The organism is Coprococcus sp. RTP21281st1_F1_RTP21281_210402, from assembly GCF_040915325.1.
GTDB lineage: Bacteria > Bacillota > Clostridia > Lachnospirales > Lachnospiraceae > Coprococcus > Coprococcus aceti.
Genome location: NZ_JBCPDQ010000005.1, coordinates 54,349 through 68,825 on the forward strand (window position 1 = coordinate 54,349; position 14,477 = coordinate 68,825).

The window sequence follows — 14,477 nt, forward strand, 5'->3', positions numbered from 1 at the left end:
TTGCTGGTGCGTGTGTACTATAGACCAATATTTTAAGGGGGCGTATCACACTATGAAAAAGAACAAGACAGTTGAATACGGCAAGTATGGTTTGATGTTCCTCATTCCGTTCTTCCTTGTTTTCCTTATCTTTCAGCTGTATCCACTTATCTATACGTTCTACAACTCATTTATCTACTCAGCTAAGAATGGTAGATATGTGACAACAAGCGTAGGACTCGGTAACTTTACCAATTATGTGTTTGCAAAGACCGGAAGTGAGTTCTGGCAGGCACTTGCTATAACAGTTGTTCTGTGGTTGGTAAACTTCGTACCTCAGATCCTTCTCGCACTTGTTCTTGCTGCCTGGTTCACAGACATCAAGGTTAAGATAAAGGGTCAGGGTGTATTCAAGGTAATCATGTACATGCCTAACATCATTACAGCAGCTACAATCGCCGTTCTCTTCTACGGTATGTTCGAGGTTCAGGGACCTATCACGAGCCTGTTCAGAAGTTGGGGATGGTGTGATGAGGGTGGTATCCTGAATCACGGCTGGGCATCACTTATAATCATTGCTTTTATCCAGTTCTGGATGTGGTATGGTAATACAATGATCGTCCTTTGTGCAGGTATTCTCGGTATCAATCCATCACTTTACGAGGCAGCCAGTGTTGATGGTGCTACATCAAAGCAGCAGTTCTTTAAGATAACACTTCCACTGCTCAAGCCGATCTTACAGTACACACTTGTAACATCAGCTATCGGTGGTCTGCAGATGTACGATATTCCACAGCTCTTCAACGAAGGTAACCCGGTTGTAAGAGTAGGTGGATCGGATGTCAATTCTACAACAACAGTAGTTATGCTTATCAAGAAGTACGTAAGTGCAGGTCCTACACAGGATTATGGTAAAGCTGCAGCTTACTCAGTAATGCTTTTCGCATTCACATTGATTATAAGCTTACTGTTCTACAAGCTGACATCAGAGAAAACAGAAAAACAAGGAAAGTAGGTGAACAAAGTTGGATCAGACAGAATCAAAAGCAACGGGAACGAGGGTTTTAAGATATGTCATCTGTATCATACTTTGTTTCCTGTCAATCATACCGTTTTATATTTTGTTAATTAACTCAACACTTAAGTCCAGTGATATTCTTACAGGAATAAAGCTTGTTCCTGGCTCACAGTTCATCACTAACTTCAAGGGACTTTTAGAGGGTGGTGCGAAGACGAGTGGAGTAAACGTACTTCAGGCTATGCTCAATTCGTTAATTATCACAGTACCTGCAACAGCTCTTCAGATCTACTTCGGTTCTCTGACAGCTTACGCAGTTACAGTTTACAATTTCAAGGCAAAGAATTTTGCATGGGGCTTCATATATGCTATCATGATGATTCCTCAGCAGGTATCTATCGTAGGTTTCATCAAGATATGTAACCTCACACATATTTATGGTTCATATCTTGCAATGATCATTCCAGCGATCGCAGCACCAACAACTGTTTACTTTATGAAGCAGTACATGGAGACTGGCCTCTCAGTAGAGATCGTAGAGGCTGCCAGAATTGATGGATCAGGAGAAATTCATACGTTCAACTCGATCGTACTTCCTCTTCTGAAGCCAGCTATGGCAACTCAGGCAATCTTCGGATTCGTTGCATCATGGAATAACCTGTATACACCTTCTATCATACTTGCTACAGAGAGAAAGAAGCAGACAATGCCAATGTACGTTCAGGCGTTAAAGGCAAATGATAAGTCAAGAGATTGGGGTCAGATCTATTGTGGACTTTTCACAACTGTTATTCCAATCCTCGTAATGTACTTCTTCCTTTCTAAATATATTATTGCAGGTGTTGCACTTGGTGGTGTAAAGGAGTAATATATATTGTAATCAATTAAATATAATGTAGGTATCGATGACTCTTGGGTCGATCGATACCCGCATTATATTATTTTTTTTTACGAAACAATAAGCGAAGAGGACATTTTGAATGAGCGAGATATCAAACAACAGGGAAGAGAGCAGAGAGAATGACAGGGGAAAAGAGAAAGAACCACTTCTGAGACGGGCAATGGATGCGTTTGGAACTATATTTGCACTTAATGTGTGCTTTGTAGTTGGCTGTATACCTATATTTACAGTGGGAGCATCGCTGTCAGCTCTTTATGCTATGTGTATAAGACTGCAGGAGGATGAGGAAGAGACGGTTGTCGCCGGATTTATCCATGAGTTTAAGAGAAACTTTAAACAGTCGACCATAGCGTATTTCTTTATTCTGCTTGCGATATTTGTAATGTATTTTGAATTCCTGCTTGTCAAGAGAGTGACGGGATTCATATCTACATTCTACACAGGAATTCTTGTGACAGAACTTATATTTATGGGACTTATTGTTCCGTTTTTGTTCCCGTTGATAGCCAGATACAACAATAAGCTGGGAACCACGGTGAGAAACTCACTGGCTTTGGCTATCACATATAAGGGATCATGGTTAAAAGTATTTATCGCATGGTTTGCACCTATATTTATATGCGTGAGATACCCTATTATATTTGTGAATATATGGTACCTGTGGGTTTTATTCATATTTGGTGCGATTGCATACGGAACCAGTACGACGATGAGGAAGATATTCAGACTCAACGAGAAGAAACTGGAGGAAACCGCCCGAAAAGCCGAGGAAGAGGCGAAGAAGGCAAAGGAGGAGGCTGAAGCTGCTGCGAAACTGTTAGAAGCCGAGGCTGAAGCTGAAGAAAAGGATAAAGAGGATACAGGGAATAAAGAAGACTTGGATTCGGAACAGGCATAAAGCCTGAAGATAGTGATATTTCCCATAAAAGAGGTTAAAGAGAAATCTTTAACCTCTTTTTTTATGAAAAAGTGTCACATTTATGATAATGTAATCGTTATATATAGTGAACGTTCAAAAAAGACAGAATATCTAGGGGTGTTCATGGCGGGGAGCACATGAAAAAGGATAGGGAAATTATGCATAATGATAAGAAAGACAGCGAATTGATAGCAGAATATTATGACAAGTACGAACAGAAGTTATACAGGCTGTCGTATGCCGTATTGGGAGATATATGGCAGGCGGAGGAGGCTGTACAGGAGACATTTCTGAAAGTCATAAGATACAGGAATATGATAAAAAGGATGCCGGAGGAGAAGAGGTCGGCGTACATAACCAAGATTGCAAGAAATATCGCTGTTGATATGTACAGGAAAAATAAAAGAGATAAAGAGGCTGTGTGCAGTCTGCAGGGGGATGACGATTCCACGGAACTTGCAGACAACATCCTGTGGAGTCATGCCGATCCATCGGTGAAGAGCAATATGGCTGATGAGGTGGAGAACAGACAGTTGATAACAGGCATACTTGGAAGATTATCTGATGATGATGCCCTAGTGCTCCAGCTAAGGATAGTGCGGCAGCTCAGTGTAAGAGAGACAGCTGATCTGATGCGGCTGACAGAGGCTGCGGTCCGGAAGAAATATGAGCGGGCGGTAAAGAGAGCGCGAAAACTGCTGATGAAGGAGATGATGCTGGATGGAGAATAGGAATATGGAGAATGTTGATAACACGGACAATACGGTTAATATAGACAAGCTGTCTGAACATGAATTTTCGGCAGAATACAAAGCTAAAAAGGAAAGTCTGCTCGCCGGAATGAGAGATATGGAGGAGTCCGGCAGACCGACAGGCCTCGGGAAAAGACATGGAGGAATGGAGAGATTTATCAAGGTTGCAGCACTGCTGCTGTGTGGTGTGATCCTTATACCGGTATCGATCCATGCTGCGGTCAGCGTGTATAGATTTACGATCGAGAAGAATGGTGATTATGCAAGTGGAACGATAGAGCTCAATGACGATGGTGTTGCCACAGCTGCAGATGACACCGAGAGCACGGAGACTCTGGACGCGATGAAAAAGAGAATGGCGGAGGAGGAAGAAAATGGAACACAGAGCATAATGAAAGGAAGCGATGGTAATTCATACATGATAAATTCTGGCAAAAGATACGTGGAGATCACTCTTGATTATCTGCCGGAAGGCGTGGTTCAGGTCGAGGAATGTAAGTATGACAGCCCGGACAGGAAAGGATATATGGGAATATCCATAGCGGCAACCCAGTGGAATGGACAGTCGAATACTGTGATAAACCGAAGCATCGAGGATGCCACAGTCAGACAGGCGGGAAGTTATGAGTACCTGTTGTTTGAGAGGGGAGGAGTTGATTGGGGATTTGATAGAGTGCTGTACGTTCCGATAAAAGAAGAGTCCGTTATTCTGACTGTGTATATCGGCTGCGATATAACGGATGAGGAACTGGACAAGATCGTGACCGGAATAAATGTCAAGGATGCTGAGGGCGATGATCCATCTAACTGGGTCGGAGTTGACTCAACATTTTATGATGACAATCCGGATAATGTTGATACGATCCAGGTGGATGACAAGTACACATTTATAGGATTGGACGAGTCGTTTGTTGTGGATGGCGTAGAGATGACGGTAAACAGTGTGAACGTATACGATGACACCCGGGGAATAGATCCTGCGGATATGCTCTATGTTGTGGGAGATCTCAAGGAGAAAGGTCTGGTGGATACGGACGGAAACTTTGTGGATGTCAGATGTCGGAGGATGAACGAAGCGACAGATAACAGCTTTACAAGCTGGGGAGATTATAATAACAGCAGCTTGCGGATGGTTGCGGTGGATATCACATATAAAGCGGACTACAGAGCATATCCGTATGACGATATAGTTATAGATCTTGAGAGGGGAGAAAAACTCTCGGGGGACAAGCTGGCGCCACCGGTTGACACGAATTATTATTGCGGAGATGGTGAGCCTCGTGCGAGTTATGAAAGACGGATGACATATGGAGTACCTGCGTATGTAGTAGATGACGGCACAGAGATTACTGAAAAGAGCGTGGATGGCTACTGCTGCCTGAAGAGGGATGGCGAAGAACATTTGCTGACGGTGTATTTCCTTGTTGACGAGAGTGAGCTTGAGGATTGTTACATGCAGGTAAGTCCGAGCAGTTCAATGGCAGGTTATTATGAGTATATGACAATATATCTTGGTGAAGGAGAGTAAATATGAGGAAAAGAAGATGGATGATATGTGCAGCTTTGGTTTGCCTTGCGATGGCGTGCGGTGGCTGCGCGGATAAGAAAAAGGAAGCAAACACGGCGGTCATAGAGGGCGATGATATCAAGGAATACAGCAGCGGAACGGACACGTCCGGGGACACCGAGAAGGATGCAGATTATGATGACAGTGTGGGTGGACTTGCCAGAACACTCAGCATTCCGACCAGCGTAAGTGTTGATATACCTGTTGAAAATTGCGGAACTTTGGAGTCTGCAAGCATCAAAGCGTCGGAGATCAAGACTCCGGATGCCGATAAGATGTATACTAAGAAGTTCACCATGGGCAGCATAGGAGCTGAAGACAGGGAGACGATACTCAAAAGCATATTTGACGAGGAGGATGGAGTTTTCGAGTATCCATATGATATGAAGGACAGTGTGACACAGGAGCAGAGAGATGAACTGTTCGCTCATAGGGGTGCCGATGTGGATTACAGCAAGGATTATTTTATTGGGAAGATAGATGGAGTTGAATACATACTGTATTTTTATGATCTGTCGTGGATATCAGATGAGGGATTTTCTATCCAGCTTGCGGTGACGGACCCTGTTCCTGAAGATATGGCGGACAAGGGTGCGACATTCACGGAGTATACCTCATGGGATCCCGCGGAACTGATAACGGCAAATGAAGGGAATCCGTCGGACGTTCAGACTGATGAATCCAATATGAGTGGCATGGATGAGGATGCCGGAATGGTAAAAGCGCTGGACTACATGGACAAATGGGGCTTTAATGATGTGGTCCCTACATCACAGTCGGAGCTTTACCGCCAATATAGTGATGAGTATGGAGAGGTTGTAGGATATGAGAAGGATGGATACTCTGTGACATTTCAGGCGTCCGTGAATGGACAGCCGCTCTATCAGCCGGATGCATTTGGCATAGACACCATCTCAAACCAGAAGAATGCGGAGGATAGTGGTTCGTTTTCTGCAGAGAAATACTACTATACGGAGCAGTCCACATACAGTATCGCATTTACAGGAGAGAAACTTACGGGATTTACATGTACTTGGCCGATGAAGTCCGCGGGGGATATTCAGGATGCAGGGACACTGATCACCTGGGATTCTGCGGTGACAAGCCTCAAGGGAGTCATGGAAAGCCACTTTGCGGATTATACCGGATATAATTCAGTGGAGTTCAACGATGTGAGACTCACATATTTCAGGATAAAGACAGGGGACGGCGAGTATGAGGCTATACCTGTGTACTCATTTGCACAGTTGGATTCGGATCATTCCGACACTTACCCGATACAGCTTGTACTGATAGATGCGAGGGATGGAAGCGAGGTCAGCATGGTTCAGGATGAGGCGAGATTCCTGAATAAATAGACCACAAATGAGTTGCATATTTGGCTGTGTAATTGTGCATGTCTGCTTGACAACAGAGAGCGTACATAAGTATAATTAATTGCGATAAAATAAGTCATATTGACTATATTAGGAAAGGAAAAACATCGGTTTCGGTGTTGCAGAGGGTTTATATGGTTTACAGTGTTACGGTTACACAGCTTATAGAGAAGATGGATCTCAAGAACCATACTCCGGAGATCGATACGGATAAGATACTTATCCAGGATCCGGGTATGAACAGACCGGCAGTACAGTTTGGTGGATTCTTCGAGCACTTTGATGCAGGAAGAATACAGATTTGTGGTAATGTTGAGCATGCCTATGTGGCAGCTATGCATACTGAGGAGGAGAACAAGCGCATCATGGATGAGTTCTTCTCATACAAGCCACCATGCCTTATATTCTGCCGAGGCCTTGAGCCATATCCATTTATCATAGAGATGGCAAAGAAGCATGGGGTTCCGGTACTCACATCCGATGCGGTCACATCTGCATTTGTACATGAGGTGGACAGATGGCTGCATGTGGAGCTGGCTCCAAGAATATCGGTGCATGCGGTTCTTGTCGATGTATACGGCGAGGGCGTACTGATCATGGGTGAGAGTGGAATCGGTAAGTCGGAGGCGGCGCTGGAGCTTCTGAAGAGAGGACACAGACTTGTTGCGGACGACGTGGTTGAGATCAAGAAGGTCAGCGATGCAACTCTTGTAGGAAGAGCTCCTGACATAACAAGGCATTTTATTGAGCTCAGAGGAATTGGAATAATAGATGTGAAATCACTGTTTGGTGTTGAGTGCGTTAAGATAGATCAGAATATCGATCTTGTCATCAACCTGGAGGAGTGGAGCAAAGATACAGAATACGACAGACTCGGACTTGAGGACAATTATATGGAGTTCCTGGGAAATAAGGTGGTAAGTCACAACATACCTATCAGACCGGGAAGAAATATCGCGATCATAGTTGAGTCGGCGGCTGTAAACCACAGACAGAAGAAGATGGGATACAATGCAGCTCAGGAGCTTTATAACAGAGTTACACAGAATATTATGAAGGGCAACGGCGGTGGTGACAAGCAGTAAATGACTGCCGGCCGTGATATTACAATAAAAAGCGGAGAATGTGGAAGGAGAAAAAACATGGCTAAGTATGTATTTGGAGTTGATGTTGGAGGAACTACAGTAAAGATGGGACTTTTTACCGTTGAGGGCGAACTGCTCGACAAGTGGGAGATCAAGACCCGCACAGAGGACGGTGGAAAGAATGTTCTTCCGGACATTGCTGATTCTATAAAGGAAGTTATTGAAAGCAAGAAGCTTGCAAAGGAAGATGTTGAGGGCGTTGGAATCGGAGTTCCGGGACCTGTCAAGGAGGATGGAACGGTTCTCAAGTGTGTAAACCTCGGATGGGGAATACTGAATGTTGAGGACGAGCTGGAGAAGCTGGTCGGATATCCTGTAAAGGCTGGAAATGACGCAAATGTCGCTGCGCTCGGAGAGATGTGGCAGGGCGGTGGCAAGGGCCACAGCAATCTGGTAATGGTAACACTTGGAACAGGTGTTGGCGGCGGAATCATACTCAACGGCAAGATGCTGTTCGGCGTGAATGGTGCCGGCGGTGAGATCGGACATATATGTGTTGACGATTCAGAGACTGAGACATGTGGATGCGGAAACAAGGGATGTCTGGAGCAGTACACATCTGCAACAGGCGTGGTAAGACTTGCGGGCAGAGCTATGGCAGCTTCAGATAAGAAGTCAACTCTCCGTGAGCTCAAGGCTGTTACTGCAAAGGATGTATTTGACGCAGCAAAGGCAGGAGACGAGCTTGCACTTGAGATAGTTGATACACAGGCACGTATCCTGGGTCGTGCGCTTGCACAGATAGCATGTGTAGTTGATCCTGAGATATTTGTAATCGGTGGAGGCGTGTCAAAGGCGGGCTCCATACTTACAGATTCAGTAAAGAAGTATTTCGAGCATTATGCATTCCATGCATGCAGACAGACAAAGTTCGCGCTTGCACAGCTTGGCAATGATGCAGGTATTTATGGAAGTGCATGCAGCATACTTGGAAGGTAATTGACCTGAATGTAATTTCGGTAAAATTTACCAGTAGAATTTGTGAAAATATCCAAAGGTTTTGCGAAAGATGGTAAATTTATATTAAATTTTAATATTGAATTATAAAAGTCTTTAATGTATGATGAATTTAATGGTGATGAATAGTGCCGTAAAATCCAATATATTAAAGACTTTTATTGTGTATGTTAAGAAAAAAGCAGTTCTCTGTGACAGAGGGTGCTTTTACTTTTGTTTTAAAATACATGCACATGTGAATAAAATATAGAAGACAGATTGTATGAGGTTGACATGTCAGATTTAGAAATATTGAACAGTATTCGAGAGATAACCGGAGAGAAGAATGCAAGCGCAGATGAGGTGATGAGCGCACACACTACCTTCAGGGTGGGCGGTCCTGCCGACTATTTTGCGAGTCCTTCTGATGCAGATCAGGTTGCGGGGCTTATAGAACTTTGTCGGAAATGTGAGATACCGTATTTTGTCCTTGGTAATGGCAGTAATCTGCTTGTGTCGGATGCTGGCTACAGGGGCATGATAATCAATATAATGGACAATATGAATGGGATAACAGTTGACGGTGATGTGATAACAGCCCAGGCCGGGGCAAAGCTGGTGAGAGTCAGCAGACTGGCAAGGGATAATTCGCTGACCGGTCTTGAGTTTGCTTCCGGGATTCCCGGTACTATAGGCGGTGCGGTGTATATGAATGCGGGAGCTTATGGTGGTGAGATGAAGGACGTTGTCACCAGTGTCAAGGTGATGGATGCCGATGGACATATATATGATATGTCGTCGGATGAACTGGATTTTTCGTACAGACACAGTGCTGTGGAGGCTGAGGGGCTCATAGTTCTTGAGGTTACCATGAAGCTGGCAGCAGGTGTGCAGCAGGATATAGATGACAGAATGAAGGAATTGTCGGATTCCAGAAGAACAAAGCAGCCGCTCGAGTATCCGTCGGCGGGCTCTACATTCAAGAGACCTGAGGGATATTTTGCGGGTAAACTTATAATGGATGCAGGACTCAGGGGATATTCTGTGGGAGGAGCACAGGTGTCAGAGAAGCACTGCGGATTTGTTGTGAACAGTGGCGGTGCAACCGCTGCTGATGTGACAGGTCTGATCCGTGATGTACAGAAGAAGGTTATGGATCAGTTTGGCGTGATGCTGGAGCCTGAGGTGAAGATGCTTGGCGATTTCTAGCATTTAGTGAGACAGGGAGAACAGAGCATGAGATTTGTTATTGTGACAGGAATGAGTGGAGCAGGAAAGGCAACGGCGCTTAAGACGCTTGAGGATGCCGGATTTTTCTGTGTTGATAATCTGCCTATCCAGCTTATAAAAAGATTTGCCGAGATCGCTTATGATGAGCAGATCCAGGTGGATGATGTTGCTATCAGTGTTGATATCAGAAGTGGAAGGGCTTTGTCACAGCTCAATTCGTGCCTAGCGGATATCAGAAGAGAGGGTATGAATTATGAGATCCTGTTCATTGAGTGTTCCAATGCAACTCTGGTAAAGCGTTATAAAGAGACTAGAAGAAACCATCCTCTTTCGGTCAAGGGTGGGCGAATAATAGATGGAATAAACAAGGAGCGTGAGCTTATTGGCTTCCTCAAGGAGGAGGCTGATTATATAATCGATACTACCAACCTCCTTGTGAGAGAGTTTAAGGCGGAGCTTGACAAGATATTTGTGCAGAATGAGGAGTATTCGAATTTCATAATTACGGTCATGTCATTTGGCTTTAAGTATGGAATACCGAGGGATTCTGATATAGTTCAGGATGTGAGATTTCTGCCTAATCCGTACTATGACCTTGAACTCAGGGAGAAAACGGGAAACGACAAAGAGATACAGGACTATGTTATGAACTGCAAGGAGGGCCCTGAGTATCTGGAAAAGTTTATAGATCTGATAACATTTTTGATACCGAATTATATCAAGGAAGGCAAAAATCAGTTGGTCATTTCCATCGGCTGCACAGGCGGAAAACACAGATCCGTCACGATAGCCAATGCTGTCTATGCCCGTTTGCAGAAGTCAAAGTATACAGTGAGGATAGTTCACAGGGATATTTTGAAGGATTCAATAGTCAAGAAGTTGTAGCATGTAATAACAGATAGTATAGCAGGTGGAATATGTCATTTTCTTCAGACGTTAAGATGGAGCTGGCAGGGAATGTCCCGGGAGCGAGGCATTGTCAGATAGCTGAGCTGGCTGCGATGATCTCAATGGTGGCATATGTGAGATATTGGGCCGGCAGACCGGCCGGGCTGGTGATAGTTACAGAGAGAAGTGTTATCGCAAAGGAGATAGCTTCCCTGATAAAAAGGCTGTTCAGATATATTCCGGACTCAAGTGTAAGAAGGACCGGAGCTGACAGCAGAGTATACAGGATGGAGATCAATTCTCCAGAGATTGTCAATACGATACTGATGACCTTGAAGATAGAAAACGAACATGAGTGTGAAGGACTGATACAGTGTCAGCTCATGAAGGTCAGCAGGATGGATGTTCAGCAGGATTGCTGCAGAAGAGCATATATAAAAGGAGTGTTCATGACCTCGGGATCAATCAGTGATCCGAACAAGGGATACCACATGGAGGTGGTGTGCGAGAACGAGGGAAGGGCACAGTTCATACAGGAGATAATAAACGGATTTGGTGTGGAAGCCCGCATAATACAGCGGAAGAAATACTACGTCGTCTATCTGAAGGATGGAGAGATGATAGTTGATATGTTGGGAATAATGGGGGCACACATATCCCTGATGAATATGGAGAACATAAGGATCAGGAAGGATATCCGTAACAATATCAACCGCAGGGTCAACTGTGAGGCCGCAAACCTCAACAAGACCGTGAGCGCTGCCGTAAAGCAGATGAATGACATTAATTACATAATAGAGACAAAGGGCATAGGATATCTGCCCGATAACCTTCAGGAGCTGGCGCTTGCCAGACTGGAGAATGAGGATGCTTCCCTTAAGGAGCTTGGTGAGATGATGACGCCGCCGATCGGTAAGTCGGGGGTTAATCATAGATTAAGAAAAATAAGTGAAATCGCAGAAGAAATGCGGGGCTGTTGATGAGCCCAAGGAGGATGTAATGATCGAAAAGACAGTTGTTGTATCAATGATGGGAGAGGCAGAGGAAAGACCTGTTGCAGTTCTTGTACAGATTGCAAGTCAGTATGACAGCAAGGTTCACCTTGTTACCGGAGATAAGAGAATCAATGCTAAGAGCATTATGGGTATGATGAGCATGAACTTCGAGAATGGCAGTGAGCTCACTATAGTTGCAGACGGTGCTGACGAAGAGGCAGCAGTCAATGCACTTTCAGAATATCTGACAAAAAACAATAAGTAATTTGGATGATTTATTGCACCTCGGATGTGTATGTGGTAAAATAAATTTATCAATGGACATTTGTCGGAGGAACAGGATATGGGATTTTTTGACGGATTATTAAAGAAGATACCATTCGTATCCAGATTTTCCAAAAAGAAGGAACCGGTCAACAATGTGGAGCTCCAGTTCAACAAGGCCATGAACCTTATGGACAACGGAGATGCTGAGGAATCAGTAAACATACTTGAACAGGTTGCAGACATAGGAATAATGGATGCGCAGTATAAGTCATATGGGGATGATGCTCTTCTTGCACTTGCAGAGTTCTATGAGAAGGGAAAGTACCGCAACGCAGTTGTGGATGTGGATCTGAATAAATCTACCAAGTATTACGAGAAGTATGTGAATCAGAACCATGACGGCGATGTTATATTCAAGCTTGCCAAGATGCTTCTGGAGGTTCAGAACTTCTCAAAGGCAATCAAGTATTATGAGCTTGCAGCCACAGATTACGGTATAAAGGCAGCGTATATGAGCCTCGGCTCAATATACGAGAGCGGACTTAACAGAGTGGATGAGTACGGCAACAAGAGTGATTATGTCGTGCCTATCGATCTGGACAAGGCCATGATGTGGTACAAGAAGCTTGCTGATACCGGTGATGCCAAGGCAAAGGCTTCATACGAGAGAGTTGAGTACATGAGTACCCATGGTGACAGCCTTGAGTTCGAGGAGAAGGACAAGCTGTACACGGATATAGCAGAGGCCAGAAAGGCAAAGGGAAAGGAGCCGCGTTACAAGGTTATCGAGGCTTCAAGACTTCAGTATCAGTACACATATGTACATGATCAGGTTGAGGGATTCATCCACAAGCTTCCAAAGGGCTGGGTGAAGACGATCAACGAGTCGACAGGCGAGGAGTATTACGCACCAAGTCTTACATATAAGGATTTTGCAATGTATGTATATTATGACAGTGTGCCAAAGGATTCAAAGATGACTCTTGAGAACTACCTGAGATACTGTAACGATGCGTTTGACGAAGAGCTGCAGCTCAAGGCGTATGTCACAGAGTATGCAGATGGAATATGTACGACTTACTATCACAAGGACATGGAGAAGGGAATCGTGTCATTTGCCTTCTATCATGGACGTAGACTGGCATGTATGAGATTCGTATGTGCTACTATGGAGATCATAGAGCAGTACGAGGAGATCATATTTGAGACAGCCAACTCATTTGCGTTTGTAGATCCTACACTGGCCAGTGACCACAGTGCCAACAGAAAGGATATGCAGTATTATAACGAGGCTATATACTGCTACTACCTTGAGGATTATGAGGGTGCCATGAGAGCCGCAAAGCAGGCTCTTAAGCTTGGAAGCATAAAGGCAAGTTACCTTCTGATAGAGCTGTACTACGATGAGGACAGCCCGTACAGGGATGTTGAGAAGACTATAAGCTATGCAAAGCAGTTGTTTGAGGCGACTAAGGATCCTGAGCTTGCATTCCTTCTTGGAATCGTATACGACCAGCAGCTCAAGGATTATGTGAAGGCAGTTAACTGGTATGAGAATGCAGAGCGTCTTGGACACAAGAGAGTTGCATTCTATCTTGGAAGAATATATTATTACGGTCTGCTCAGAACGAAGAGAGACGGAGGCAAGGCACTGTCTTACTTCAAGAAGGCCAGAGAGAACGGTATTCAGGAGGCTGAGGGCTATATCAAGGATCTTGAGGATCTCAAGGGAGAGGACCTTCAGACAGCCGTTGAGAAGTGGGAGCGTGCAGTGGAGGCCGGAAGCGAGTCAGCGGCTATCAAGATAGCCATGATGAAGCAGAGACAGATTTTCTACATTGCAACACCATATGAGATTGAGAAGGCTTATCTTGAGGCACTTGGTCTTGGAAGCGCCCGTGCCGGATATGAGCTCGGAAGAATCTATCAGGTACAGGAGAAGCAGGATAACTACAGGGGCGAAATCAAGAGTATCAAGTATTTCGAGAAGGCGTTCAATGCGAACTTCGATGACTGGGATAAGGAGAACCTGTTCAAGGTCATCAATTACAAGGTTGAGAAGGGCCTGGCAAACGACGAGGCCATCAAGTTGTACATAGAGAATGCAAGTATGGGATATGTTCCGGCTATAGAGAAACTTATCGGACTTGTGCCTACAACTACCCAGCAGATATGGAGCCTGTATGACGCTCTTATCGATCTTGCTGAGACCGGTGATGAGTCAGCGATAGTTGCCATGAACAAGCTGGAGATGAACTATGTAGACCTCATACTCAGAGAGCCGGCCAAGGGACAGAAGGTTGTGGAGAACAAGTTCTTCAGACTCTGTGTTCCAAAGGAGTGTAACTCAGTCATCAACGATGACGGCGGTACTATCAAGATGGCTGATTCAGTCGTTGAGTTTGCAGTTGCCGAGATGCCTGTCAATGCTACGGCAGAGCAGGATTACCTGAAGATCTACAAGCTGATAGTTTCAGAGTATCTGCCTGATGAGAATGCGGATG

At 44.7% G+C, this 14,477-nt stretch carries 13 protein-coding genes; all 13 read left to right on the plus strand.

Annotated features, from left to right (window positions below; translation table 11 throughout):
* Positions 1-52 precede the first annotated feature (52 nt).
* Positions 53-994 carry a carbohydrate ABC transporter permease gene (locus AB5150_RS08155; RefSeq protein WP_015533296.1) on the plus strand — a complete coding sequence of 314 codons (942 nt, stop codon included), beginning with the start codon at positions 53-55 and terminating at the stop codon, positions 992-994.
* Between the two features lie 10 nt (positions 995-1,004).
* Positions 1,005-1,865: a carbohydrate ABC transporter permease gene (locus AB5150_RS08160; protein WP_022216607.1), complete on the plus strand. Its 861-nt coding sequence runs from the start codon at positions 1,005-1,007 to the stop codon at positions 1,863-1,865.
* Between the two features lie 112 nt (positions 1,866-1,977).
* A complete protein-coding gene (locus AB5150_RS08165) occupies positions 1,978-2,796 on the plus strand; it encodes a YesL family protein (protein ID WP_055143836.1) in 819 nt (272 codons plus the stop codon).
* 179 nt (positions 2,797-2,975) lie between these two features.
* Positions 2,976-3,548, plus strand: a complete 573-nt coding sequence (locus AB5150_RS08170) for an RNA polymerase sigma factor (RefSeq protein ID WP_015533294.1) — start codon at positions 2,976-2,978, stop codon at positions 3,546-3,548.
* Positions 3,538-5,097 (plus strand): hypothetical protein, encoded by a 1,560-nt coding sequence (locus tag AB5150_RS08175; protein ID WP_015533293.1) that lies wholly within the window; start codon positions 3,538-3,540, stop codon positions 5,095-5,097. Before AB5150_RS08170 ends, AB5150_RS08175 begins: the two co-directional genes overlap by 11 nt.
* Positions 5,098-5,099: 2 nt before the next feature.
* A complete protein-coding gene (locus AB5150_RS08180; RefSeq protein ID WP_015533292.1) occupies positions 5,100-6,494 on the plus strand; it encodes a hypothetical protein in 1,395 nt (464 codons plus the stop codon).
* Between the two features lie 152 nt (positions 6,495-6,646).
* Positions 6,647-7,597, plus strand: a complete 951-nt coding sequence (gene hprK / locus AB5150_RS08185) for an HPr(Ser) kinase/phosphatase (protein WP_015533291.1) — start codon at positions 6,647-6,649, stop codon at positions 7,595-7,597.
* A gap of 57 nt (positions 7,598-7,654) precedes the next feature.
* The gene (locus AB5150_RS08190) at positions 7,655-8,596 is read left to right on the plus strand and encodes an ROK family glucokinase (RefSeq protein ID WP_349818425.1); all 942 of its coding nucleotides are present in this window, start codon (positions 7,655-7,657) and stop codon (positions 8,594-8,596) included.
* Positions 8,597-8,887: 291 nt separating this feature from the next.
* Entirely contained in the window at positions 8,888-9,802 is a 915-nt protein-coding gene (gene murB / locus AB5150_RS08195; protein ID WP_349818426.1) for a UDP-N-acetylmuramate dehydrogenase, read from the plus strand.
* A 27-nt stretch (positions 9,803-9,829) separates the two neighbouring features.
* The gene (gene rapZ, locus AB5150_RS08200) at positions 9,830-10,708 is read left to right on the plus strand and encodes an RNase adapter RapZ (RefSeq protein WP_015533288.1); all 879 of its coding nucleotides are present in this window, start codon (positions 9,830-9,832) and stop codon (positions 10,706-10,708) included.
* Between the two features lie 32 nt (positions 10,709-10,740).
* Positions 10,741-11,691, plus strand: coding sequence for a DNA-binding protein WhiA (whiA, locus tag AB5150_RS08205; protein WP_015533287.1), 951 nt, complete (start codon positions 10,741-10,743; stop codon positions 11,689-11,691).
* A gap of 19 nt (positions 11,692-11,710) precedes the next feature.
* Entirely contained in the window at positions 11,711-11,971 is a 261-nt protein-coding gene (locus AB5150_RS08210; RefSeq protein ID WP_015533286.1) for an HPr family phosphocarrier protein, read from the plus strand.
* A 78-nt stretch (positions 11,972-12,049) separates the two neighbouring features.
* Positions 12,050-14,477, plus strand: a 2,428-nt coding sequence (locus AB5150_RS08215) for a tetratricopeptide repeat protein (RefSeq protein ID WP_368291643.1), incomplete at its 3' end; no start/stop codon positions are given.